At 72.0% G+C, this 24,166-nt stretch carries 27 protein-coding genes; 19 read left to right on the top strand and 8 right to left on the bottom strand.

Annotated features, from left to right (window positions below; genetic code table 11):
* Positions 1–19: 19 nt before the first annotated feature.
* The gene (locus DVK07_RS07270) at positions 20–466 is read right to left on the bottom strand and encodes a UPF0179 family protein (RefSeq protein ID WP_121596432.1); all 447 of its coding nucleotides are present in this window, start codon (positions 464–466) and stop codon (positions 20–22) included.
* A 131-nt stretch (positions 467–597) separates the two neighbouring features.
* Here DVK07_RS07270 and tmcA point away from each other — a divergent pair, with 131 nt between their 5' ends.
* The gene (gene tmcA, locus DVK07_RS07265; protein WP_121596431.1) at positions 598–2,901 is read left to right on the top strand and encodes a tRNA(Met) cytidine acetyltransferase TmcA; all 2,304 of its coding nucleotides are present in this window, start codon (positions 598–600) and stop codon (positions 2,899–2,901) included.
* 432 nt (positions 2,902–3,333) lie between these two features.
* Here tmcA and DVK07_RS07260 read toward each other — a convergent pair whose 3' ends face one another.
* Positions 3,334–3,663 carry a ferredoxin family protein gene (locus tag DVK07_RS07260; protein WP_121596430.1) on the bottom strand — a complete coding sequence of 110 codons (330 nt, stop codon included), beginning with the start codon at positions 3,661–3,663 and terminating at the stop codon, positions 3,334–3,336.
* Between the two features lie 78 nt (positions 3,664–3,741).
* On the bottom strand, positions 3,742–5,514 hold the full coding sequence (locus DVK07_RS07255; RefSeq protein WP_121596429.1) for a glutamate--tRNA ligase: 1,773 nt from the start codon (positions 5,512–5,514) through the stop codon (positions 3,742–3,744).
* Between the two features lie 395 nt (positions 5,515–5,909).
* Here DVK07_RS07255 and DVK07_RS07250 point away from each other — a divergent pair, with 395 nt between their 5' ends.
* Positions 5,910–6,146, top strand: coding sequence for a hypothetical protein (locus DVK07_RS07250; RefSeq protein WP_121596428.1), 237 nt, complete (start codon positions 5,910–5,912; stop codon positions 6,144–6,146).
* 56 nt (positions 6,147–6,202) lie between these two features.
* On the opposite strand, the gene surE is transcribed toward DVK07_RS07250, so the two are convergent.
* Positions 6,203–7,108 (bottom strand): 5'/3'-nucleotidase SurE, encoded by a 906-nt coding sequence (gene surE / locus DVK07_RS07245; RefSeq protein ID WP_121596427.1) that lies wholly within the window; start codon positions 7,106–7,108, stop codon positions 6,203–6,205.
* Positions 7,109–7,286: 178 nt separating this feature from the next.
* Positions 7,287–8,354, bottom strand: a complete 1,068-nt coding sequence (gene carA, locus DVK07_RS07240) for a glutamine-hydrolyzing carbamoyl-phosphate synthase small subunit (protein ID WP_121596426.1) — start codon at positions 8,352–8,354, stop codon at positions 7,287–7,289.
* A 97-nt stretch (positions 8,355–8,451) separates the two neighbouring features.
* Here carA and DVK07_RS07235 point away from each other — a divergent pair, with 97 nt between their 5' ends.
* Together DVK07_RS07235 and DVK07_RS07230 are read left to right on the top strand one after the other, a co-directional pair.
* The gene (locus tag DVK07_RS07235; RefSeq protein ID WP_121596425.1) at positions 8,452–8,865 is read left to right on the top strand and encodes an Lrp/AsnC family transcriptional regulator; all 414 of its coding nucleotides are present in this window, start codon (positions 8,452–8,454) and stop codon (positions 8,863–8,865) included.
* A 79-nt stretch (positions 8,866–8,944) separates the two neighbouring features.
* The gene (locus tag DVK07_RS07230; protein ID WP_121596424.1) at positions 8,945–9,460 is read left to right on the top strand and encodes a hypothetical protein; all 516 of its coding nucleotides are present in this window, start codon (positions 8,945–8,947) and stop codon (positions 9,458–9,460) included.
* A 70-nt stretch (positions 9,461–9,530) separates the two neighbouring features.
* Here DVK07_RS07230 and DVK07_RS07225 read toward each other — a convergent pair whose 3' ends face one another.
* On the bottom strand, positions 9,531–10,424 hold the full coding sequence (locus DVK07_RS07225; protein WP_121596423.1) for an isoaspartyl peptidase/L-asparaginase: 894 nt from the start codon (positions 10,422–10,424) through the stop codon (positions 9,531–9,533).
* Between the two features lie 149 nt (positions 10,425–10,573).
* Here DVK07_RS07225 and DVK07_RS07220 point away from each other — a divergent pair, with 149 nt between their 5' ends.
* The 10 genes from DVK07_RS07220 to DVK07_RS07175 all read left to right on the top strand — a co-directional run bounded on the left by DVK07_RS07220 (position 10,574) and on the right by DVK07_RS07175 (position 19,407).
* Positions 10,574–11,596, top strand: coding sequence for a glycosyltransferase family 2 protein (locus DVK07_RS07220; protein WP_121596422.1), 1,023 nt, complete (start codon positions 10,574–10,576; stop codon positions 11,594–11,596).
* A 97-nt stretch (positions 11,597–11,693) separates the two neighbouring features.
* Positions 11,694–12,956, top strand: coding sequence for an isocitrate dehydrogenase (NADP(+)) (gene icd, locus DVK07_RS07215; RefSeq protein WP_121596421.1), 1,263 nt, complete (start codon positions 11,694–11,696; stop codon positions 12,954–12,956).
* Between the two features lie 653 nt (positions 12,957–13,609).
* Positions 13,610–14,677, top strand: coding sequence for a 2-phospho-L-lactate transferase (gene cofD, locus DVK07_RS07210; RefSeq protein ID WP_121596420.1), 1,068 nt, complete (start codon positions 13,610–13,612; stop codon positions 14,675–14,677).
* Positions 14,674–15,501, top strand: coding sequence for a tRNA-dihydrouridine synthase (locus DVK07_RS07205; RefSeq protein WP_121596419.1), 828 nt, complete (start codon positions 14,674–14,676; stop codon positions 15,499–15,501). Before cofD ends, DVK07_RS07205 begins: the two co-directional genes overlap by 4 nt.
* Complete coding sequence (locus DVK07_RS07200) at positions 15,498–16,523, top strand: triphosphoribosyl-dephospho-CoA synthase (protein ID WP_121596418.1); 1,026 nt, start codon at positions 15,498–15,500, stop codon at positions 16,521–16,523. Before DVK07_RS07205 ends, DVK07_RS07200 begins: the two co-directional genes overlap by 4 nt.
* Before the next feature lie 26 nt (positions 16,524–16,549).
* Positions 16,550–17,209, top strand: coding sequence for a DUF447 domain-containing protein (locus DVK07_RS07195; protein ID WP_121596564.1), 660 nt, complete (start codon positions 16,550–16,552; stop codon positions 17,207–17,209).
* Positions 17,210–17,299: 90 nt separating this feature from the next.
* The gene (locus tag DVK07_RS07190) at positions 17,300–17,494 is read left to right on the top strand and encodes a 30S ribosomal protein S17e (RefSeq protein ID WP_004597301.1); all 195 of its coding nucleotides are present in this window, start codon (positions 17,300–17,302) and stop codon (positions 17,492–17,494) included.
* A gap of 84 nt (positions 17,495–17,578) precedes the next feature.
* Positions 17,579–18,814 carry a tripartite tricarboxylate transporter permease gene (locus DVK07_RS07185; protein ID WP_121596417.1) on the top strand — a complete coding sequence of 412 codons (1,236 nt, stop codon included), beginning with the start codon at positions 17,579–17,581 and terminating at the stop codon, positions 18,812–18,814.
* 145 nt (positions 18,815–18,959) lie between these two features.
* The gene (locus DVK07_RS07180; protein WP_004597303.1) at positions 18,960–19,139 is read left to right on the top strand and encodes an HVO_2753 family zinc finger protein; all 180 of its coding nucleotides are present in this window, start codon (positions 18,960–18,962) and stop codon (positions 19,137–19,139) included.
* A 1-nt stretch (position 19,140) separates the two neighbouring features.
* On the top strand, positions 19,141–19,407 hold the full coding sequence (locus DVK07_RS07175; protein WP_004597304.1) for an elongation factor 1-beta: 267 nt from the start codon (positions 19,141–19,143) through the stop codon (positions 19,405–19,407).
* A 125-nt stretch (positions 19,408–19,532) separates the two neighbouring features.
* Here the strand turns inward: DVK07_RS07175 and DVK07_RS07170 are convergent, their stop codons facing one another.
* A complete protein-coding gene (locus DVK07_RS07170; protein ID WP_121596416.1) occupies positions 19,533–19,970 on the bottom strand; it encodes a DUF5809 family protein in 438 nt (145 codons plus the stop codon).
* A gap of 36 nt (positions 19,971–20,006) precedes the next feature.
* A complete protein-coding gene (locus tag DVK07_RS07165; protein ID WP_121596415.1) occupies positions 20,007–20,471 on the bottom strand; it encodes a DUF5810 domain-containing protein in 465 nt (154 codons plus the stop codon).
* A gap of 515 nt (positions 20,472–20,986) precedes the next feature.
* On the opposite strand from DVK07_RS07165, the gene DVK07_RS07160 reads away from it, so the two are divergent.
* From DVK07_RS07160 to DVK07_RS07140, 5 genes are read left to right on the top strand one after another with little or no spacing between them, the layout of a single operon-like run.
* Positions 20,987–22,231, top strand: a complete 1,245-nt coding sequence (locus DVK07_RS07160; RefSeq protein WP_121596414.1) for a translation initiation factor IF-2 subunit gamma — start codon at positions 20,987–20,989, stop codon at positions 22,229–22,231.
* A gap of 1 nt (position 22,232) precedes the next feature.
* Entirely contained in the window at positions 22,233–22,703 is a 471-nt protein-coding gene (locus DVK07_RS07155) for a PIN domain-containing protein (RefSeq protein WP_121596413.1), read from the top strand.
* Between the two features lie 21 nt (positions 22,704–22,724).
* Complete coding sequence (locus tag DVK07_RS07150) at positions 22,725–23,300, top strand: DNA-directed RNA polymerase (RefSeq protein ID WP_004597309.1); 576 nt, start codon at positions 22,725–22,727, stop codon at positions 23,298–23,300.
* Entirely contained in the window at positions 23,300–23,497 is a 198-nt protein-coding gene (spt4, locus tag DVK07_RS07145) for a transcription elongation factor subunit Spt4 (RefSeq protein ID WP_017343864.1), read from the top strand. Before DVK07_RS07150 ends, spt4 begins: the two co-directional genes overlap by 1 nt.
* A 28-nt stretch (positions 23,498–23,525) precedes the next feature.
* On the top strand, positions 23,526–24,161 hold the full coding sequence (locus tag DVK07_RS07140) for a GTP-dependent dephospho-CoA kinase family protein (RefSeq protein ID WP_121596412.1): 636 nt from the start codon (positions 23,526–23,528) through the stop codon (positions 24,159–24,161).
* Positions 24,162–24,166 lie beyond the last annotated feature (5 nt).

The raw sequence follows: 24,166 nt of genomic DNA, 5'->3' as shown, positions 1-24,166 counted from the left end.
CGGCCGATCTGCCGAGTTTTCACTCCTCCGCGCGGAACTCCACGAGCGTCAGGTCGCGGTCGAGCGCGCACGTCTCGTGGGGCGGCTCGCCGAGCACCTGGTCGATGACGCGCTCCTCGTCGAAGTCGGCGCCGTCGGGGACGCAGTAGCCGTGGCTCGGGCACTCGGTGTGCGGGCAGGGCCCTGCGAGCGACGCCTTGCTCCCGGCGTACGCGCGCTTCGAGGGCACGTTCGCGGGGACAGAAGCGGGCTCGATCTCGACCGCGCGGACGCCCGCGTCGTGGACGGCGCAGTCGAGCGTCTGCGCGTTCTCGCGGATCCCGGTCACCCGGTAGCGGGTGCCCTCGGAGAGGTTGAGACACTGGCCGCGGTAGGGGCACCCCTCGCAGTCGGCCGATTCCCCCTCGTAGACGAACTCGCGGCCCACGTCCGCGAGCCGCGTCCCGATGAGCGTGACCGTAGTCATGTCCGGAGCGACGCGCCGAGCGTCCGTAAGCCTCCCGCCTTCGCGGGCGCCGCCGAGGCGACCCGGCAACGCGGACGACGCCGGCCCGGAGGGCAAGACACATGTCCGCGCCTCGGCAACGACGGGCGAAGATGATCGCGGGAGTCGCGCGCGACCTGCGCGCCGAGGCCGAGCGGGCGAACGAGCGGCGCGTCCTCGTGCTCGCCGGCGACCGCGACCGCGCGCTCGACGCCGCCTACGACGCGGTCGAGTCGCTCGAGGTCGACGACGAGACGGTCACAATGGTCTCGACGCGCGAGGGGTTCCGGTTCGAGGAGACGCGCCCGCGGAACGCCGACGAGCTGCTGGGGCGTACCCGCGAGGCGGTCGTCCTCGACTGCCACGAGCGGTTCGTCCCGAACGCGCTCGGCCGGGCGGTCGGCGCGGTCGACGGCGGCGGCCTCCTGATCCTCCTGACGCCCGCGCTCGACGACTGGCCGGCGATTCGCGACCGCTTCGACGACTCGCTGGCGGTGCCGCCGTACGGAATCGAGGACGTGACGGGGCGGTTCCGGGAGCGCCTCGTTTCGACGCTCCGAACGCATCCCGGAATCGCGGTCGTCGGGCTCGGCGACGTGGCGGCGGGCGACGTAGTAGAGCGCGACGGGCTCACCGGGGGGCAGACGGACGAGGGCAACGAGGCCGGCGACCGCGACGCTCCGAGCGCACCGCCGGGCGCGACGTTCCCCGCGGCCGCGTACGGCGCGTGTCTCACGGCCGACCAGGCCCGGGCGCTGCGGGCGTTCGAGGCGCTCGCCGAGCCCGGATCCGCGGTCGTGGTCGAGTCGGACCGAGGGCGCGGGAAGTCGAGCGCGGCCGGGCTGGCGGCGGGCGCGCTCGCGCTCGCGGGCCGCGACGTGCTCGTCACCGCGCCCGCGTTCCGGAACGCCGCGGAGGTGTTCGCCCGAGCGCGAGAGCTGATCGAGAGCGAGACGGACGGGAACACGGCCGAAGCCGGCGACGACTCGGACGGGAACGACGAGCGCGACCTCCGAACGCCGGCCGGCGGGCGCGTCCGCTTCCTTCCGCCCGCGGCCGCGGCGGAAGTCGCGGCCGAGGCGGACGCGGTCATCGTCGACGAGGCGGCGGCGCTCCCGGTGCGACTGCTGGAGGGGTTCCTCGACGCGCCCGCGGTCGCGTTCTGTACGACGGTCCACGGCTACGAGGGGGCGGGCCGCGGGTTCGCGGTCCGGTTCCGCGAGCGGCTGCTCGACTCGCGCTTTTCGGTCCGCGACGTGCGCCTCGACGAGCCGATCCGCTACGCGCGGAACGACCCGGTCGAGGCGTGGGCGTCGCGCGCGCTCCTGCTCGACGCCCGGCCCGCGGTCGACGCCGCCGTATCCGGCGTGACGGTCGACGAGGCGACCTACCGCACGCTCGACCCGGACGACCTGCTCGCCGACGAGACGCTGCTCGGCGAGGCGTTCGGGCTGCTCGTCGCCGCCCACTACCGGACTGAGCCGAACGACCTCGCACGGCTGCTCGACGCGCCGAACCTCGTCGCGCGGGCGCTCGTCGCGGACGGCCGCGTGGTCGCGGTCGCGCTCCTCGCGCTGGAGGGCGGGCTCGACGCCGAGACGCGCCGCGGGATGTACGAGGGCGAGCGCGTCCGCGGCAACATGGTCCCGGACGTGCTCACGAGCCAGCTGCGCGACGAGACGGCCGCGGAGCCGCGCGGCCTGCGGACGGTCCGGATCGCGACCCACCACGCGCTCCGGGACGCGGGGTTCGGCTCGCGGCTGCTCGACGAGGTCCACGCGGAGTTCGGCGGCGAGCGGGGGGCCGGCGGCGACCTCGACTACTTCTCGGTCGGCTACGGCGCGACGCCGCGGCTGCTCCGCTTCTGGCGGCGGGCGGGCTACCGGACCGTCCACCTCTCGACGAGCCGCAACGACGCCTCGGGCGAGTACTCCGCGGTCATGCTCCGCCCGGAGACCGAGGCCGGTCGGAAACTCCTGGACCGCCACGCGGTCGCCTTCCGTGACCGCGAGCGCGACGGGCTCTCGGACGCGCACCGCGACGTCGACCCGGACGTGGTCCGCGGCGCGCTCCGCGCCTGCTCCGCCCCGGTCCCGGTCGACCTCACCGAGACCGAGTGGCGCTCGGTCGTCGGCGCCTCGGTCGGCCCGGGGATGTACGACACCGCGCCCGGCGCGTTCCGAGACCTCGCGCTCGCGGCGCTGATCGAGGGGAACGTTGGACTCGACGACCGCGAAGAGCGCCTGCTCGTGCGGAAGGTCCTCCAAGGTCGGCCGTGGGAGGAAGTCGCCGACGAACTGGACTTCGTCTCGACGAGCGCGTGTATGCGCGCGCTCGGCGACGCCTACGTCCCGCTCGTGGAGCGATACGGGACCGAGTTCGCGCGCAAGGAGCGGGAGCGATTTATAAGCGAGTGAGCGGGCAGACGGCGACTATTTATAAATGAACGATGCGGTTGGCGCGTGCCGGTGAGCGGCCGGAGCGAAGCGGAGGCCGCGAGCCGCACGCGCGAGGGACGCGGCGACCGAAGGGAGCCGCGAGGCTGGGGAGGCGTGAGGCTGCGGTGCGGGGCGGGACTCAAAGGGGCAGCCGGGAGGCCGCCGTAGGCGACGCAAGCACTGGAGCGAGGGAGCGAACGGAGTGAGCGACGAGTGAAGCGCGCAGCGAGCGTACGGCGGCCTCCCGGCTGGGGCTTTGGAGGTGTTCACCGCCCATCCACAGCCAGCGGTTTATAAACGAGCGGCTGGGGTTTTGAAGATGTCCACCGCCGATCCACTGTCAACTATTTATAAAAGAACAACTCCGACGACGCAATCCGTCACCACACGATTAACGACAACAGCGACTATTTATAAACGGTTCTCGCGTCCGGGGTCGACGTCGATAGCATCGACCGGACACACGTCCACGCAAAGCATACAGTCGATACACTGGTCCTCGTCCGCGGGGTTCGCCTTCCGATCGGACTCCGGGTGCCCCGGCGTCTCGACCCACTCGAACACGTCGACCGGGCAGTCCTCCAGACACGCGCCGTCCGCGAGACAGATGTCGAAGTCGACCGCGACGTGCGTGCCGCGGATCCCCTGCTTCTCCGGCGGTTCGACGGGGCCCCAGACGGCGACGCCGTCCTCCTCGCCGACCCGCTCGCGGTTCGCTTCGAAGTTCGAGTCGATGGCCATCGTTGCCCTCGCTTCGCCGGTCGCGGGTTTAAACTCCCCGACGAACGAATTCGGTCGGGCAGTTCGAAACGCGCGGACCTACGGGTGCGCGTAGTACGCCACGAGGTCCTCGGAGCCGTTCGGGCCGTCGGCCTCGTCGGTCGCCTCGGGGTCGAACGCGTCGATCCGGGCGAAGCCGACGCGCACGAACTGGACGACCGTGTCGGGGTCGACCTCCGCGAGCGCCGGTTCCGCGATCCCGCGCACGTCGCCGGAGACGGTCCGCAGGAGCGTCTCGAGCCCCTCGTCGGCCGGCGCCCAGTGGATCACGTCCACGTCGCCCTCGCGGACGATCTCGATGTCGGCGTCGAGGAAGACGAGTTCGTCGCCCTCGTAGCGGACGGGGCCGTATCCCTTGAGCCAGACGCGCTCGCCCTCGCTCGGGAGGTCCGACGACTCGACCGCGACCCGCCCGGCGGGCACCTCGCGCTCGCCGCGGTCCGGGTGTTCGGGGTGGAGTCGCGGGTGGCCCGCCTCGGGCGCGGGCGCGTCGCCGTCGACGACCGGGAGTTCGACGGCGGGGTCGTCCTCGCGGTCGCGGACGAAGAAGTAGCGGTTCGCCCCGTCGTCGACTAAGTCGCGGTTGTTCGCGTAGACGGACGACATCGCGAGGTCCACGTCGGAGGTGGACATCCCGAGTTCGGTCATCGAGTCGACCAGGGCCTGCCCCTGAATCCCGCGGCGGCGCATCGACCGGATGGTCGGCGCGCGCGGGTCGTCCCAGCCGGTCAGCTCGCCGTCCGCGATCAACTGCTTGATCGTCGACGTGGACAGCTTCACGTCGTACTCGTCGACCTGGACGTGGCCCCAGTGGAGCACCTCGGGGTACTCCCAGCCGAAGTAGTCGTAGACGAACCGCTGGCGCTTCGCGGAGTCCTGGAGGTCGATGCCGCGGATGATGTGGGTGACGCCCGTGAGGTGGTCGTCGACGCCGGACTGGAAGTCGAGCATGGGCCAACAGCGGTAGTCGGCGGCCTCCTCTCGGGGATGCGGCGTGTCGATCATCCGGAACGCGACCCAGTCGCGTAAGGCGGGGTTCTTGTGCTCGATGTCGGTCTTCACCCGCAAGACCATCTCGCCGGAGCCGTACTCGCCGTCGACCATCGCCTCGAACTCCTCGTGAACCGTCTCGGCGTCCTTCTCGCGGTGCGGGCACGCCTCGCCGGCGTTCTTCAGCTCGGAGAAGTCGTCGCCGGAACACGAGCAGGTGTAGGCGCCCCCGAGGTCGATCAGCTCGCGGGCGTGGTCGTAGTACGTCTCTAAGCGGTCCGAGGCCCGGAGCACGCGGTCCGGCTCGAAGCCGAGGTACTCGATGTCCTCGAGGATGGCGTCGTACGCGTCGAGGTCGGGCCGCTTCGTCTCCGGGTCGGTGTCGTCGAACCGGCAGATGAACTCGCCGTCGTAGCGCTCCTTGTAGGTCCCGATGACGGCGGGCATGCGCGCGTGGCCGACGTGCCACGGGCCGTTCGGGTTCGGCGCGGCGCGCATCACGACCGCGCCGTCCTCGGCGTTCGGGAGGTCGGGGAGGACGTGCTCGTCTTCCTCCTCGTCCGCCTCTAACTCCGCGAGCCGCTCGGGCGCGAGCTCGCCGAGCCGCTCCCGGCGCGCCGCCTCGTCCATCTCGCCGACCTCGTTCACGACCGGCGCGAGGACGCCCGGAATCTCGTCGCCGTGGGGGCGGAACTCGGGGTTCTCGCCCATGATCGGGCCCATGATCGCGCCCACGTCCGGGTCGCTGCCGTGCTTGAGCGCGTTGTAAAGCGCCGCGGCCTCGCCGGCCGCCGCGACGCGCTCGCGGAGTTCGTCGTCCATGTCCCTCGCTTCTCGGTGTCGGGTCAAAAACGCCGCGAAACGGCGGGGAGGGGCGGGTCCCGGGGAGTCGCCGGATCGGCGACGCGCGCCGGCGGGTCCGGGAGCGGGTAGGGGCGTCCGACACCAGCGGTCGGACGGGCTTAAACGACCCAGACCGTTCACGGCGGTAACGGTCCGCTACCGGCGTGAACTGTCGAGACGCTTTTGAACGAGCGGAACCCAGAGGGTCGACTGGTCGTCGCGCGCCGACCTCGTCTCGCGCCGGCCGTCACCGCGTGCCGGGGCGAAGAGCGCCGGAGACCCGAACCGGTTCGTCGCCTTGATGGTCGCCGGGGGCGTGGGTAGCGCATGAGCGTCACGTCGGCGGTCCGCGAAACGATGTCGGGGGGGTCGCGGTGGTAGGACCCATCTCGGAGGCGGAGCGAGACGCCGGGAACCGGAAGATCAAGCTCGTGCTGCTCGCGGTCGTCACGGCCACGCCGCCGCTTATCGCCCTCCAGTTGGACCCGTCGCCGATACAGCTCCTGGCCGCGGCCGGGGCCGGGTTCGGCCTCGGCCTCGTCGTCGTGTGGTACCTCGGGCGGCTCGCGGCGGAGTTCGCCGGCAGCGGGCGCCGACGCCCGCGTCGCTGAACTCGACCGGTCACCCGCTTCTGCCGCCTCCGCTTCCGCCGAACGGCGCGGGCCCGTCAGTCGGCGCCAGTCTCCGCGCCCCGGGCCGGCTCGACGAGGTCGCCCGCCTTCTCGCCCGCGACCGACCGGGAGCTCGACAGCGGCGAGATGCTCACCTCGCCCTCGACGGCCGCGCGGCGGTCCGAGCCGGGGTCGTCTTGGACGTTTCCGCGCAGGAACTCCCGCCAGAAGCGGTCGCGCAGCTCCATCCCCATCTCGCCGCGTCGCTCGCCGAACTCCCAGCCCTCGGGGACGTTCTCGTCGTCCGGCCCCTCCTCGCCCGGGCGGAACTCGATCACGTCGAAGCCGCGCGCGGGCTCGGTCAGGCGGTAGGTCGGATCCGCCGCCGCCTCGTCGTCCGCGGCCGGGACGTTGACGTTCAGCACGTCGGCGCCGAACGGGAGTTCGAGGCCGCCGTCGCGCGCCCCGTCGCCGGCGTGACTCCCGGCCTCGGCGCGGTCGATCAGGTCGGCGACGACCTCGCCCGCAACCGCGAAGTCGCCGTTGTCGAGCGTCGGCGGCACGGGGAGGTTGCCGCGGTCGTACAGCGAGACCGCGACCGCGGGCGTGCCGAGGAAGGAGGCCTCCATCGCGGCGCCGACGGTGCCGGACTGCCCGAGGATGTGCGCGCCGATGTTCGGCCCGTGGTTACAGCCGGAGACGACGACGTCGGGGTCGAGCCCGAGCGCCACGTCCGCGACCGCGACGCAGTCCGCGGGGGTGCCCTCGACCGCGTAGCCGCGGTCCGTCTCGGTGTAGTCGACCGTCGTCTCCCACCACGAGCGCGCGCCGCCGACGCCGGACTGGTTCGTCGCGGGCGCGACGACCGTCACGTCGTAGTCGCGCGAGAGCGCGTCCGCGAGCGCCCGGATCCCGACGGCGTCGATCCCGTCGTCGTTGGTGAGCAGGATCTCGGTTGGCATGCGTCACCCTGCGAGGCGGCGGGAGAAAACGTCGCCGGTCCGCGGCGAGGAGGGGAAGGTGCGAAGAGCGAGCCGAGATGAATCGGGGACGGACGTCGCGGGCGTCGACCGAGTGGTACTCCGTGTGGTCAGCGGAGGGTGCCGGAACCGGAAAAGCGGGAACTCGGTGAGCGAGCGGTCAGTCGGCCGCGACTCGACGCGACGAGGTCGCCAGGTCGAGCACCTCGTCGAAGAAGCCGAGCGAGTCGTGCGGACCGGGGTTCGCCTCGGGGTGGTACTGGCGGGTGATGACGTCCAGCTCCTCGCTGTCGAGGCCCTCGACGGTGTCGTCGTTGACGTTCACCTGCGTCACTTCGAGCGGGCCGGTGTCGGCGACCGTGTAGCCGTGGTTCTGGGTGGTCATCACGACCTTGTCCGTGCGGAGGTCCTTGACCGGCTGGTTGACGCCGCGGTGGCCGAACGCCATCTTCTCCGTCGAGCCGCCGAGCGCGCTCGTGATCACCTGCTGGCCGAGGCAGATCCCCGCGAGGGGGAGCTCGCCCGCGAACTCGTCGACCACGTCCTGCGCGGCGACGAAGTTCTCCGGGTCGCCCGGGCCGTTCGAGACGAACAGCACGTCGGGGTCGACGGCCGCCACGTCCTCGGGGGTCGCGTCGTACGGGAGGACGTGGACGTCCGCGCCGCGCTCGGTGAGCGAGGAGACGATCGAGCCCTTCGCGCCGCAGTCGAGCATCGCGACGTCGACGTCGCCGCCGTCGGCGCTCTCGTGGACGGTGGGCTCGGCGACCGAGACCTGCGCGCCGATGTCGACGTGGTCGCTCATCGGCTTACACGCCTCCATCTCCTCGACCGCGTCCTCGGGGGTCGCGTCCGGGCCGGCGGCGATCCCGCAGGCCATCGCGCCCTCCTCGCGGACGGTGGTGACGATCTCGCGGGTGTCGACGTGGTCGACGGCCGGCACGCCCTCCTCGGCGAGCCAGTCGGCGACGTCGTCGGTCAGCTCGCGGGCGACCGCCGCGCGGGGCTGGACCGACTCGGACTCGAACCGCTCGCTTCGGACGCCGTAGTTCCCGATGAGGGGGTACGAGAAGGTGAGCACCTGCTCGGCGTAGGAGGGGTCGGTGAGCGACTCCTCGTAGCCGGTGTACGCGGTCGTGAACACCAGTTCGCCGCGGGTGCGCCCCGGCGCACGGGCGCGCGCTTCGAGCACGCGTCCGTCGGCCAGCGCGATGTAGGCGTCCGACATTACGAGAAACGTACGCGCAAAGGATAATAAATGCGTCGTTCGAAGGTTAGTTACGATATTCGTAACGGGTAAGGCGGCGGGGGAGAGAGGATCGGGTATGGACGACCTCGACCGACGGATCCTCTCGATCCTGCGGCGGGACGCGCGGACCCCGTACACGGAGATCGCGGACCGGGTGGGGACCTCCGAGGGCACCGTGCGCAACCGCGTCGACCGGATGACAGACGAGGGCGTGATCGAGCGGTTCACCGTCACGACCCGCACCGGCAACGTGAAGGCGATGATCGAGATCTCGGTGGAGATGAACGTCAACACCGACGCGGTCGGTCAGCGGATGGTGGAGTGGGAGGAGGTGGACTTCGTCTGGCAGGTCTCCGGCGAGGAGGACGTCGTCCTCGTCGTCGACGCGGTCGACACGCGCGCGGTCAACGAACTGATCACGAAGGCCCGCGAGATGGACGAGGTCAAGTCGACGAAGACGCGGCTCATCCTCGACGAGCGGCTCGGGTAGGCGGGAGCGACCGCAGACAGGTACCGCAACGTACATATCAAGAGGAATGGAATACGCCGGACACGTCTGGTCCTCTCAAATGGATTTCGCGACGGAAGCTCACGTCGGCGAATACGTCGTTAACAGCGAACGGACCGTTTCGTTCACCGCGGCCGACGGGGAGGTCTCGTACGCCCCGCCCTCGGAGGACACCCCCGTGTCGGTCCCGGTCGGCGACGTGACCGCCGTCGAGTTCGAACGGAACACCGCGTTCCTCCGACACACGTTCCTCGGACTGTTCTTCCTCCTCGTCTCTCTGGTCCTCACCGTCGGGATCGTCGCTGCCGTCTACCTCGGACGGGTCGAGACGCGGACCGAGGTCGCGTTCGCGGGGTTCCTCGGCCTCTTCGCGGTCGGCGGCTGGAACGTCACCTACGGCCTCCTCTCGCGACCGAACCGCGAGGTGATCGACGTGTACATCACCACCGAGGAGCGGACGCACGTCCTCTGCGGAGAGCTTGCCGACGCCGAGTTCGTCGACGCGTGCGGGGAGCTCATCGGCTCCGACGTCCCCACGACGAACCGCAATCCGAAACTCGAAGCCGAACTCGAATAGCGATGGGGCCCCGCTTGTCACCCGCGGCGGAGGCCGCTTCGGCTTCGATACCGCCGCTCCGCGCCGCCGACTACTTCTCGGCCGCGCTCGTCTGCATCTCTTCCGTGTTGAACGCGCTCCCGGCGCCCTCGTCGCCGAGGACGATCACGCCCGCGCCCGACCCCGTTAGCTCCTCGAACTCCTCGATCGCCCGGTCCGCCGCGGCCTGCGCGTCGAGGCCGTCGTCGAGGAAGTCGACGGCGCGCCGCGAGAGCGTCACGCGCGCGATGTCCTCGCCGGCGCCCGTCGCGCTCGCGCCGCCGGCCTCGGTACAGAAGAAGCCCGAGCCGACCTGCGGCACGTCGCCGACGCGCCCCGCGAGCGCGAACGATCGGCCGCCCGTGGAGGTGACCGCCGCGAACGAGTCGCCGTCGGTCGCGACCGCGCCGACCGTGTCGTGGTCGGGCGCATCGCTCTCCGAGCGCTCCCCCGCCTGGTCGTCGCCCGATCCGAACCGCGAGGCGAGCCAGTCGAGGTGTTCGCGGGAACCGCCCCGCGGCGGGTCCTCGGTCTCGTAGCGCTCGCGTTTCTCGTCGGTGAGCAGGTCGACGCCGGTCTCGACGCCGAAATCGTCGGCGAGGTCGACGGCGTGCTCGCCCGAGACGAAGATGTGCGGCGTCTCGGCGTGGACCACGCGGGCGACGCTCGCCGCGTGCTCGACGCCCGGCATCGAGCAGGCCGCGCCGATCTCGCGGTCGGAGGTCATCACGCCGGCGTCGGTGCGGACGACGCCGTCCGACTGGACCGCTCCGCCGACGCCCGCGTTGAACCGGGGGTCCGACTCGAGGACGCCGACCGCCGACTCGACCGCGTCGAGCGGCGTCGCGGCGTCGGCGCCGCGCGCGGCCGCCTCGTCGAGGACCGCCTGTCTGGGCTCCGGGTCGTCCGGCGCGCCGCCGGCGCCGCCGTGGACGATGACTCGCATACCGGAGGGTCCCGCGGCGGCCACATAAACGTCCGGAAGCCGGCGGGCGAGTCGGGGGCATCGTGACGACCGGCGGCGCCGGGGAGGCGACGAGCGGGCCCACGGTTCGACCGCCTGCGTTTATAAATCGGCCGCCCGAACCGCCCGGCGTGACCGACTCGGAACCGAGCTCGGCGTCGACGGGCCCGACGCCGGTGTCGGTCCTGCTCCCGACCGTCCGCTGGACCGACGCCTGCGACGAGGTGGCGGCGCAGCTCCGCGGTCCCGAGGCGTTCCGCGGCGACTGGGAGGGCGGTGAGGGCGACGGCGACGCCGACGGCGCCGACCCCGCCGCCGACGAACTCCTCGTGATCTGCGACTCCGCGGACGACCCCGTCGCGGACCGGCGCGGCGACCTCCCGGAGCGGGTCCGGGTCGTGATCGCCGGCGAGCCGGAGGGCTGCTCCGGGAAGGCGAACGCCATCGCGGCCGGGATGGAGGCGGCCGAAAACGACCGGATCGCGTGGACCGACGACGACTTTCGCCATCCCGCCGACTGGCTGGCGACGCTCGACGCCGACTACGACCGGCGGGGGCCGACCACCGAGGTACCGGTGTTCGTCGGGCTCGACCCCCTCGCTCGGCTGTTCGAGCCGGCGTACGTGATCGGCGGGACGCTCGCGGTGTTCGCCGCCGGCGTCGCGTGGGGCGGCGCGGTGATATTCGAGCGCGACGACCTCCGCGACGGGGAGGCGGCGTTCCGTCGGGACCTCCGCCGGACCGTCAGCGACGACGGGACGCTCACCGACCACGTCGACGTGTCGGCGGTCGACCGGACGCGCTACGTCGAGGCCGGCGGGTCGCTCCGGGGGTCGCTGGAGCGGTTCGTCCGGTTCTTCACGATCACCCGGTACCACGCCCCGGCCGCGACCGCGTTCAACGCCGTCTTCGGCGTCGTCACGGCCGCGCTCTGTCTGTTCGCGCCGGTCGTGGGCGTGGCGCTCGTCACGGCGCTGGCGGGTGCCGCGTACGCTCGATTCGGAATCGACCGCGCGACGTTCCTGCTCGCGGCGCCCGGGGTGCTGATCGCCCCGCCGCTGATGGCGTACGCGCTCGCGCGGCGGACGTTCGTCTGGGGCGGGCGGCGCTACCGCTGGCGGTCGATGTTCGACGTCGAGGTCGAACCGGTCTGAGGCGGACCGGGAGGTAGAACCGGCAAACGCTGCGAGCGCGACGCTCACGCCGAAAACGGCAGGCACTTTAGGGGCCCAACTGAATCCACGAACGTTCATGAGCTACGATAAGGTCGACGTACCCGACGACGGCGAAGCCATCACGCTCGCCGACGAGGAGACCGGCGAGCTGAACGTTCCTTCGAATCCGATCGTCCCGATCATCCACGGCGACGGGATCGGCACCGACGTCGGGCCGGCCGCGCAGCAGGTACTCGACGCCGCCGCCGAGGCGACGGGCCGCTCCATCGCGTGGATGCGCGTCTACGCGGGCGAGAGCGCCCGCGAGAAGTACGACGAGAACCTCCCCGAGGACACCGTCTCGGCCATCCGGAACCACCGCGTCGCGATCAAGGGCCCGCTGACGACCCCCGTCGGCGCCGGGTTCCGCTCGCTGAACGTCGCGCTCCGGCAGACGCTCGACCTGTTCGCGAACGTCCGCCCCACCTACCACCTCGAGGGCGTCCCGTCGCCCGTCAAGAGCCCCGAGGAGATGGACATGGTCACCTTCCGTGAGAACACGGAGGACGTCTACGCGGGCGTCGAGTGGGAGGCCGGCACCGACGAGGTCGAGCAGGTGCGCGACTTCCTCGAGGACGACATGGGCATCGCGGACGTCATCCACGACGGCCCGGTCGGCATCGGCGTCAAGCCCATCTCCGAGTTCGGCTCGAAGCGCCTCGTCCGCGAGGCGATCGACTACGCGGTCGCCAACGGCCGCGACTCGGTCACCCTCGTCCACAAGGGGAACATCATGAAGTTCACCGAGGGCGCCTTCCGCGACTGGGGCTACGAGGTCGCCGAGGAGGAGTACGGCGAGGACGTGATCACCGAGGACCAGCTCTGGGAGGACCACGACGGCGAGCAGCCCGAGGGCACCGTCGTCGTCAAGGACCGCATCGCGGACAACATGCTCCAGCAGCTGCTGACCCGCACCGACGAGTACTCCGTCATCGCGACGATGAACCTCAACGGCGACTACATGTCCGACGCCGCCGGCGCGCAGATCGGCGGCCTCGGCATCGCGCCCGGCGCCAACTTCGGTCACGGTCGCTGTCTCGCCGAGCCGGTCCACGGCTCCGCGCCCAAGTACGCCGGCGAGGACAAGGTGAACCCCACCGCGATGATCCTCTCGGGCCGCGAGATGCTCGATTACCTCGGCTGGGACGACGCCGCGGACCTCGTCCGCGACGCCGTCGAGGAGACCATCGCCTCCGGGAAGGTCACCTACGACCTCCACCGACAGATCGAGGGCGGCGAGAAGCTCGCGACCAGCGAGTTCGCGGACGCCGTCGTCGAGAAAATCGACGAGCTGGCGTAAGGCACGTATAAGAGCGGATCGCGGGCCGATCGGTCTCGATGTTTTTTCGATCTCGTCTCGGCGTCGACTCTCTGGTATATTCGGTCGAACCGCGTTTTTAAGAGATCGCTGCGACCGCGTCCAGATCCCCGGCCGTTCGTTTATAAATGATCGACCGGAGATCGACGGCTGACTCCTCCAAAGCCTCAGCCGTTTGCTTATAAATAGCCGACTACGGACCGACGGCCAACACCGCCGAAGACCCAGCCGCTCGCTTATAAATAACCGACAGCGGATCGACGACGAACACCCCCGAAGCCCCAGCCGCGAGGCGGGCGCACGCTCGTTGCGCGCTTCAGTCGCTCGCTGCGCTCGCTCCTTCCAGTGCTTACGTCGCCTGCGCCCGCCTCGCGACTGCCCCTTCGAGTCCCGCCCCGCACCGCACAGCGACCGCACCTCACGCCTCCCCAGCCTCGCCGCTCGCTCCCTCCGGTCGCTCGCGGCGTCCCTCGCGCGTGCGACTCGCGCCCTGCGGGCGCTCGCCGGCACGCGCCGACCGCGAAGATCGGTAGCGCGTCGTCGGTCGCTTATAAATGACGCCGTCGACCTCGCCTCGATCCGACTCGTCGCCCGCGGAGGCGAGGATACAAATCCGGGGGTCGCCTTGCGCCGGTATGGTAACCTTCCTCGCCGGGGGGACGGGCACGCCGAAGCTCCTCGACGGCGCGGCCCGGGTGTTCGAGTCGACCGAGACCGCGGTCGTCGCCAACACGGGCGACGACGTCGAGCTCGGCGGCCACCTCGTCTGCCCCGACGTCGACACCGTGCTGTTCGCGGGCGGCGGCGTCCTCGACCGCGAGACGTGGTGGGGGATCGACGGCGACACGACCGCGACCCACGAGGAGCTGCGGCGGCTCGCCGACGAGGTCGGGCTCGGAGCGGCGCCCCGCTACCTCGACGACCAAGCGCAGACGGCGGGCCGGGAGATCGCCCGGTGGCGGCGGTTCTCGGCGGTCGGCGAGTTCATGGAGATCGGCGACCGCGACCGGGCGGTCCACCTCACGCGGACGAGCCTGCTCGACGAGGGGAGGTCGCTCACCGAGGCGATTCGGACGCTCGCGGACGCGTTCGACCTCGACGTCGACCTGCTGCCGATGTCCGACGATCCGGTCGCGACGCTGGTCCACACCGAGGGCGGCGAGACGCTCCACTTCCAGGAGTACTGGGTCGCGCGCCGCGGCGAACCGCCGGTCGCCGACGTGGAGTTCCGGGGCGCGGCGGACGCCGAGCCCACCGACGCCGTGCTGAACGCGCTCGCCGACCCCGTCGTGATCGGCCCCTCGAACCCCGTGACGAGCCTCGGGCCGATGCTGGCGCTGCCGGGCTTCGAGCGCGCGCTCCGCGAGACGCCCGTCGTCGCCGTCTCGCCGTTCGTCGGCGACGAGGTGTTCTCCGGGCCGGCCGCGGAGCTGATGGCGGGCGTCGGCCGCGAGCCCTCGACGGCTGGCGTGGCCGACTCCTATCCCTTCGCGGACGCGTTCGTGCTCGACGACGACGATCCGACCGAACTCCCCGACCGGCACGTCGAACGTACCGACACGCGGATCGACGACGCGGACGACGCCGAGCGCGTCGCCCGCGCCTGCGAACGCGCGCTGGCGGCGATCGCGGACGACGCAGCCGGTGACGACGCGACCGGTGACGACGCGGCGGACGCGCCGCCGCGGGAGGGCGCGGAGTGACGCGAGCGCCCTTCCTCGTCGCCGCGAGCCTCAGCGGCGCCGCCGACGCCGCGTGGGCGCGAGACGTAGCCGAGCACGTCGACGTCGCCCTCCTCGGCGGCGTCGCGCTCGATTCGGCCAGCCGGGCGGCCGCCCGGGACCTCGTCGCGCGCGGCCGGTCCGAGTTCCTCCCGGCCGACCCGCTCTCCTTCGTCGCCGACCAGCTCGACGCGCTCGCCGACGCGCCGGTCCGCCCCGGAGTCAACGTCCGGAGCGCGACGCCCGGGCCGGTCCGTGAGGTCGCGCGCGTCTGCGCCGACCGCGGCGCCGTCTGCGAGGTCAACGCTCACTGCCGGCAGCCGGAGCTGCGCGCGGTCGGCTGCGGCGAGTCGCTGCTGCGCGAGCCCGACCGCCTCGCGCGGTACGTCGCCGCGGCGGCCGAGACGGGCACGACGACGAGCGTGAAGGTCCGCGCCGAGGTGCCGGGGGTCGACCTCGTCGCCGTCGCGGAGCGCGTCTCCGCGGCCGGCGCGGACTGGCTCCACGTCGACGCGATGGACTCGGAGGCCGTGATCGCCGACCTCGCGGCGGCGGTCGACGCGGCGCCCGCAAGCGGGGAGGAGACCGCGCTCGCCGACCTGACGCTCGTCGCGAACAACGGCGTCCGCGGCCGCGAAACGGTCGCCGAGTACGCGGGACACGGCGCCGACGCGGTGAGCGTGGGGCGCCCGACGGAGGACCCGCCGGTCCTCTCGCGCGTCGCGGACGCGGTCGGGGAGTGGCGGGACGGCACGCTCCGGCAGGGGAGTGGCGGCGCGGACCCCGAACCGGAGGTCAGGCCGTGACCCGCGACGGGCGACGGGGGGAAGCGACCGGTGACCCGGTCGACGACGCGACGCTCGCGCTCCTGCTGGAGGTCTCGGGGACGCCGAAGCCCGGGAACGTCGACCGGCGCCGCGACCTCGACGACCTGCGGTTCGAGGCGTTCCTCGGCGGCGCCGTCGGCGCGCGGGCGGGGCTCGAACTGGCGGGGGAGACGGCCGCGGACGCGGGGCCGGCGGACGACGTCCCGGCGGTCGGCGCCGCGTTCGAGCGCGCCGTGTCGGGGATGGCCGCGCGCGCCGGGACGAACACCCAGTTCGGCTGTCTGCTGCTCTTGGTCCCGCTGGTGCGCGCGGCCGCGGATCCCGACCGCGGGCTCTCGCCCGACGGCCTCGACGCGGTCTGTCGGACGACGACCGTCGACGACGCGGTCGCCTTCTACCGCGCGTTCGAGGCCGTCGACGTCGCGGTCGACGACCCGCCGTCGGACGCGACCGACCTCGACGTGCGCCGCGGGAGCGACGCCGAGCCCGCGCTCCGCGAGCGCGGGGCGACCCTGCGCGACGTGCTGGCGCTATCGGCCGACGCCGGTGACCCCGGCGACCCGGAGACCACGGAGGACCCGGACCGCGTTCCCGACCGCAACGCGGCCGAGTGGACCGAGGGGTTCCCGCGGACGTTCCGCGCGGCCGAGTGGATCCTGACCGACGAGGGGCCGCTCGCCGACCGGGCGGCGCGGGCGTTCCTCGGGCTGCTCGCCGCGGAGCCGGACACCCTCGTCGCGTCGACGCTGGACGCGGAGACCGCCCGCGAGGCGAGCGGGCGGGCGAGAGCGATTCTGGAGCCTGACGCGGGGGATCCGAGCGGCCCGGTAGGGAATGTTTCCGGGGTCAGCGCCGACGCCGTTCACGGCGCCGACCTCGACGCCGCGGAGTCGCTGGCGGCGGCGTTCGTCGCCGAGGGGATCAACCCCGGCACGACCGCCGACCTCACCTGCGCAGCGCTGTTCGTCGCGCTCCGCCGCGGCGCGGAGGTGGCGCCGTGAGCGGCGAGGGCGACGAGAGCGACGAGGTGAGGGAGTCCGAGGACGAGGGGCCGAGAGGGTTCGAGGGTGTCGCTCCCGACGGCTGGCCGGTCCCGCTCCGGGGCGTCACCGAGTCCGTCGTGACGACGCTCGGGCCGAACGACCGGTGGAACGTCGCGGCGCTGGGGCTCCACGCGCCCGAGACGAACGCGGACGGCGAACCCGACGGTCCCGTCACCGCGCGCACCTACGGGCGCACCCGCACGTGGCGGAACTTCGACGAGCGCGGGGGCGGCGTTGTCCAGTTCACCGCCGACCCGCGGACGTTCGTCGACGCGGCGCTGACGGTCACCGAGGTCGACGATCCGGTCCTCCCGAGCGCCGACGCCTGGGTCGAGGTCGACGTCGAGGCGGTCGCCGCCGAGACGGAGGGGGACACGACGGTCCGGACGTGGGAGCTGTCGCCCGCGGAGTCGGCGGTGGTCAGCGAGCGCGTGCCGACCGTCAACCGAGGGTTCGGCGCGGTCGTCGACGCCACCGTGGCCGCCTCGCGGCTCGACGTGCCGGCGTTCGACACCGCCGAACTGCTCGACCGGCTCCGCTACTTCGCGGACGTGGTCGAGCGCTGCGGCGGGCCGGCCGAGCGCGAGGCGTTCGCGCGGATCGACGAGGCGACCGGGTGGCGGGAGCGCGCCGACGAGGCGTGACGCGTCGGGACGAACCCCGTCGCGACTCCGGCTCGCGGCCGCTCGCGGCGGAACGAACCCTTTTAGTTCGGCCCTCCGGTATCGCTCGGTATGGCCATCAAACCCAAGTACATCAAACAGCTCGGGAACGCCCTGCTGGAGCGGTACCCCGACTCGTTCAACACGGACTTCGAGACGAACAAGGAGAGCGTCACGGCGCTGACGACCGTCGAGTCGAAGGGCGTCCGCAACCGGATCGCCGGCTACGTCACCCAGAAGAAGGCGCAGGCGGCGAAGCACGCCTAACCGCTCGGTTCGAATCGCACTGATTCTGCGGCCCGTCGCGACCGCCCGACACGTTAAGTCCGGAGCCGCGGCCATCCCGCCTCGATGGACGCGCTCGTGCGGCCGGTGGTCGACCCGACGTTCGCGGCGGGCGCGCTGGCGTTCCTGCTCGGCGGCGTCGCGCTCGGGACCGCGAGCGGGCTGGTCCCCGGGCTCCACGCCAACAACTTCGCGCTGCTCTTGGCCGGCTTCGCCCCGTCGGTGCCGGCCGACCCGCTGTTCGTCGGCGTCGCGATGCTCGGCGCCGGCGTCGTCCACTCCTTTCTCGACATCGTCCCCGCGCTCGCGCTGGGCGTGCCCGACGCCGCGACCGCGGTCGCCGCGCTCCCCGGCCACCGCTTAGTGATCGCCGGTCGCGGTCGTGAGGCACTCCGCCTCTCCGCGGTCGGCTCCGGGCTGGCGGTCGCGCTCGCCGTACCGCTCGCGGTCCCGATAACGTGGCTGATGACGCGGTGGTACCCGGCGCTGCGCGCGCACCTGCCGCTGCTGCTCGGGGGCGTCGTCGCGCTGCTCGTTCTCACCGAGTCGTCGCGGCGGGCCGCGGTCGGCGGACTGCTCGCGTTCCTCGCGAGCGCCGCGCTCGGGTTCGCGACGCTCAACGCCGACCCCGCGGCGCCGCTGTCGACCGGCGGCGTCCTCGCGCCGCTGTTCGCCGGGCTGTTCGGCGTCCCGGTCCTCGTCGACGCGCTCGGCGGCGACGGCGTGCCGCCGCAGGCGGACGCCCGGATCGCGATGCGGGCGCGCGACCTCGGGACGAGCGCGGGCGCCGGCTCGCTCGCCGGCGCGGTGGTCGGCTACGTGCCGGGCGTGTCGGCCGCCATCGCCGCCGTGGCCGCGATGCCCGCGGTGCCGCGCGCGTCGGCCGAGCGCGGGTTCGTCGTGGCGACGAGCGGCGCCAGCACGGCGAACACGATATTCGCGCTGTTCGCGCTGGTGGCGCTCGGAACGCCGCGGACGGGCGTGACCGTCGCGATCGACCGAGCCGGCGTGCCGTTCGCGCTGCCGATGCTCCTCGTCGCGGCCGCGACCGCCGCGTGCTTCGGGTTCGCCCTCGTCGTGCTCGTCGGCGACCCGTACCTCCGGATCGTCGGGAACGCCGACTACACCCGGCTCTCGGTCGGCGTGCTGGGGCTGCTCGCGGTCGTGTCATACGCGTTCGCCGGGGCGTTCGGCGTCGGTCTCCTCCTCGTCGCGGGCGCGCTGGGGCTCGTCCCGCCGCGGCTCGGCGCGCGGCGCGTTCACCTGATGGGGGTCCTCATCGGCCCGCTGATCGTCGGGTGACCGGCGGCAGCGGCGGCGGTAGCGGCGCCGCCGTAGCCCTCACGAGACACCGGGATCGCGTCCGTCGAGCGGCACGGTACCGAGGCGCACGGTGCGTTCCGACGAAAAGAACAACGGTTAAAAGTCGCCGCCGGTAGGTACGTGTATGAGCCAGAGCGACTCTCAAGCCACCCCGCAGTGCGTCTCCTGTGGGATTCAGGTGTCCGGCATGAACGCCGCGCGGTTCTCCTGTCCGGACTGCGGCGCCACCATCTACCGGTGCTCGAAGTGCCGGAAGCAGAGCAACCTCTACGAGTGCCACGACTGCGGCTTCCGGGGGCCCTGAGATGGGCGACGTCGCCGCCAAGATCAAGGTCATGCCGAACAGCCCCGACGTCGACCTCGACGACCTTCAGGACCGCCTGGAAGAGGTCCTCCCCGAGGGCGCGAAGATCCGCGGCTTCGAGCGCGACGACGTCGCGTTCGGGCTCGTCGCGCTCCTGCCGACCGTCATCGTCCCCGACGGCGCGGGCGGCACGGAGGCCGTCGAGGAGGCGTTCTCGCAGGTCGAAGAGGTCGAGTCCGTCGCGGTCGAGAACGTCGGTCGCCTGTAAGGCGCCGAACCGGTCGCGTCGCCGTCGACGGCGCTCGCGGTCCGATTTTGCGGTTTCGCTCGTCTCGGAGAGCAGCCGCTCCGTGGTTCGCGGCCGTCGTGCCGGAGACCGCCGCCGCGGCCGACCTATCGGCCCGACTCGTAGAACTCCTCGCGGTACACGCGCCCGAAGGCGTTGCGCCGGAGGGTGCTGGCCGCCGCGTCCGGCTCCTCCTGATACGTCGCCGCGATCACCGTGTCCGCGAAGGGGACCGGGTGCCAGACGACGTTGTCGACGTTGTCGGAGCCGATCCGGACCACGTCCTCGTCGTCGAACTCGCTGTCGGCGAGCCACGCGTCGAACTCGTCGCCCTCGCCGACGTGGACCGCGAGCAGCTCGGCGAACGTCGCGTCGCGGGCGGTCCGGATCACCTCGGGCGTGACGCGCTCGTCGTACTCGTCGGCGTCGAACGACATCGCCTTCGTCGCCTCGCGGACGACCACCTGCGCGACGGGGCCGACCTCCTCGTACCGTTCGAGCGCCTCGGCGCGCGTCTCGGGGGCGAACGTGCCTCTTGTCTCCATACGCCGACTTGAACGGGGTCCGAAAAGGGCGTTCCGTTACGCGTCCGCGTCGTCGTCAGCGGAATCGGGGTCATTGTCGGGCTCGTCAGCCGCGGCTTTCCGGGTCATCTCGCGCGCCTCGCGCAGCGCCTCGGCGACCTCGGGGTCGTCGACCTGCTCGGGCGTCGGCGCGCCGGCGTCCGCTGGAGAGTCGTGTGCGTGACCCGCGTGATCGTGGCCGGCGTGGTCGGCGGCGTCCGCGGCCCCGCCGGAACCCATCCCGACGTCGGGACGCCCGCGGGGGACGGTGTCCTCGAACACCTCCTCGTACTCGGCGTCATCGGCGTGCGGGGTCACCTCGGCCGCGAGCCCGTCGGGCTCGCGGTCGCTCCAGTCGTCGACGCGCTCGTCGAGCCAGTCGGCGTGGTCGCCGCCGTGGAGCATCGCCGTGAACGCGAGGTGGTGCGCGAGGTGTTCGCCGTCGCGCTGCGGGGTGTCACAGACCGGGCACGCGTATCCCATTACACGTCCGCGTTGACGCGTGAGGCGTAAATCGGCGTCGAACGAGACCGACGTTCGCTGAGACGCGATCGCTTCGGCGACGCGGACGACACCTCCAAAGCCCCAGCCGCGTGGCCGCAGTACGCTCGTTGCGCTCCTCGCTCGCTCCGCTCGCTGCGGTGCTTACGTCACCTACTGCGGCCACGCGGCTGCCCCTTTGAGTCCCGCCCAGCACCGCAGCCTCACGCCTCCCCAACCTCGTCAGTCGCCTCCGCTTCGCTCCGGCGACTGACTCCCTCGCGCGTGCTGTCTCGCGGCCTCCGCTTCGCTCCGGCCGCTCACAGGCACGCGCCGCCGCACCGCGGTGCTATTTATAAGTATTCGTGGCAGCCGGTTCGTTCATTTATATACCGTTTCGCCGTCACGCTCGGCCGGCCCTCGGAGGTCGTCGGCCGTGCTGACGCCACTATAACAGCAACTTTATCACTCGCACGGGGCGAAATTCGGGTAAGACTACTCCGTTAGGAGGTCCAACAGTGACTGAAGCCAACACACAACCGGAGGTGAACATCGGTCTCGTCGGTCACGTCGACCACGGGAAGACCACGCTGGTACAGGCGTTGTCCGGCTCGTGGACCGACCAGCACAGCGAGGAGATGAAACGCGGTATCTCGATCCGGCTGGGGTACGCGGACGCGACGTTCCGACGCTGCCCCGGCGTCGACGCGCCCGAGTGTTACACCGTCGACGAGGAGTGCGAGGACGGCTCCGAGAGCGAGCCGATCCGGACCGTGTCGTTCGTCGACGCGCCCGGCCACGAGACGCTGATGGCGACGATGCTCTCGGGCGCCTCGATCATGGACGGGGCGGTCCTCGTCGTGAGCGCGACCGAGGACGTCCCGCAGGCCCAGACGGAAGAGCACCTGATGGCGCTCGACCTCATCGGGATCGAGAACATCGTCATCGCCCAGAACAAGGTCGACCTCGTGAGCCGCGACCGCGCCGTCGACAACTACGAGCAGATCCAGGAGTTCGTCGAGGGCACCGTCGCGGAGGACGCGCCGATCGTCCCCGTCTCGGCCCAGCAGGAGGTTAACCTCGATCTCCTCATCGACGCCATCGAGACGGAGATCCCGACGCCGGACCGCGACCCGGGCGAGAGCGCCCGGATGTACGCGGCCCGCTCGTTCGACATCAACCGGCCGGGCGCGAGCGCGGAGGACCTCAAGGGCGGCGTCGTCGGCGGCTCGCTCGTCAGCGGCGAGCTGTCGGTCGGCGACGGCCTGGAGATCCGACCGGGCCGCGAGGTCGACGAGGAGGGACAGACGGAGTGGCGCCCCCTGGAGACGACCGTCCGGTCGCTTCAGGCGGGCAACCGCGACGTCGAGACCGCCCACCCCGGCGGCCTGCTCGGCGTCGGCACCGGGCTCGACCCGAGCCTGACGAAGGGCGACGCGCTCGCCGGCCAGGTCGCCGGCGAGCCCGGCACGCTCCCGCCGACCCGCGAGGAGTTCGAGATGAAAGTCGACCTCCTCGACCGCGTCGTCGGGAAGGAGGACGACGAGAGCGGCGAGAGCGACATCGAGGAGATCAGCACCGGCGAGCCGCTGATGCTCACGGTCGGCACGGCGACGACGGTCGGCGCCGTGACGAGCGCGCGCGACGGCGAGTGCGAGGTGAGCCTCAAGCGGCCCGTCTGCGCCGAGGAGGGCGCCCAGATAGCGATCAACCGGCGCGTCGGCGCGCGCTGGCGGCTCATCGGCGTCGGGACCCTGACGTAACGTGGCCGACGACGCCCGCGCGGACGGCTCGGAGTCGCCGCCCGCGGGCGACGCCCGCACCGAGGAGCTCGCGGGGAACAGCTCCGGCGGCGCCCCCGTCGTCGCGCTCGACGCGAGCGCGCTGATGGCGCCGGTCGAGGCCGACCTGCGGCTGTTCGAGGAGTTAGACCGGCTCCTCGGCGGCTACGAGGCCGTCGTGCCGACGGCGGTGCTCGCGGAGCTCGACGGGCTCCAGGGCGGCAACGGCGCCGAGGCGACCGCCGCGAGCGTCGGGGCGGACCTCGCGGAGCGGGCGGAGGCGGTGGAGACGGACGAATCGTACGCCGACGACGCGCTCGTCGCCCTGGCCGCGGCCGACCGGGTCGACGCCGTCGTCACGGTCGACGGGCCCCTCGCGAACCGGGTGCTGGAGGCGGGCGCACCAGTAATCGGTTTAAGGGGTCGGAACACACTGGCGATAACGGAACCCTAGCGGCCGCGGACAACCAACAACATGTACAAACGAGTTCGACTCAAGGACACGGTCGAGGTCCCGCCGAAGCACCTGGCGGACGTCACCGACGAGCGGGTGAAGGCCCTGCTCCAAGACAAGCTGGAAGGACGGATGGACGAGGACGTCGGCAGCGTCGTGAGCGTCATCGAGGTTCACGACATCGGCGAGGGGGCGGTGTTACACAACCGTCCCGGCGTCTACTACGAGGCGGAGTTCGACGCGCTCACCTACGACCCCGACATGCAGGAGGTCGCCGACGGCACCGTCGTCGAGACGGTCGAGTTCGGCGCCTTCGTCGGGATCGGCCCGGTGGACGGGCTGCTCCACGTCTCGCAGATCACCGACGAATACCTCACGTTCGACGGGGCGAACCAGCAGCTCGCCTCGTCGGACTCGGACAAGACGCTCGGCGTCGACGACGCCGTGCGCGTCCGCGTCGTGACGAAGAGCATCGACGAGCGCAACCCCCGCGACTCGAAGATCGGGCTCACGGCGAAACAGCCCGGCCTCGGCAAACACGAGTGGCTGGAGGGCCAGCGGAAACACCGCGAACAGACCGGTGAGGAGGCCGACTGATGGCCGAGGACCGCCTGGCGTGTCGGGAGTGCCACCACGTTAACGACCCGGACGCCCAGACCTGCGCGCTCTGCGGGTCGTCGTCGCTGACGGAGGACTGGGCGGGCTACGTCATCATCACCGATCCCGAGGACAGCCAGATCGCCGAGGAGATGAACGTCTCCGAGGCGGGCGCGTACGCGCTCAAGGTCCGGTAACCGTCCGCACTGAGGCCGAACGAAACCGATGAGCGACTCATCCGACGGTCCGTCCGACCCGCTTCTCACGCTGCCCGAATCGCTGCGCGACGCGTTCAAGGAGCCGCTGGGGCCGGTGACGACCGACGCCGAGGCGCTGCTGGCGGCCGCCGACGAGACCCGCGAGCGACACGCGTCGCCCGCGGAGGGTCCCCCGCGGCTGATCGCGGTCGGCGACGTTGTCACCTATCACCTCCGCGAGGCGGGCCGCGTCCCGGACGCCGCGCTGGTCGACGGGAAGACGGAGCGCGAGGCCGTCCGCGAGGAGATCGCGACCACGCTGTCGGCCACGGACGAGCGGCGCGTTCCCGTCGAGAACCCGGCCGCGGCGCTGTCGGCGGCGCTGCTCGACGCGCTCGCCGAGGCGCTCGCGGCCGACGAGCCGGTGACGATCGAGGTGACCGGCGAGGAGGACTTGGCGGCGCTGCCGGCGATGCTCGCGGCGCCGCTCGGGTCGACCGTCGTCTACGGCCAGCCCGGCGAGGGGATGGTCCGCGTCGCGGTCACGCCCGAGACGCGGCGGCGGGCCCGGGAGCTGTTCGAGGGCCTGGCGGGCGACGTCGCGGCCGCGTACGAGATCCTCGGCGTCGACCCGAACGGGGCCGGCGGCGCCGACGCGGAGTGAGTTTT

This window comes from Halorubrum sp. Atlit-26R, from assembly GCF_003666015.1.
Classification (GTDB): Archaea; Halobacteriota; Halobacteria; order Halobacteriales; family Haloferacaceae; genus Halorubrum.
This window is presented reverse-complemented; position numbering and strand designations above follow the sequence as displayed.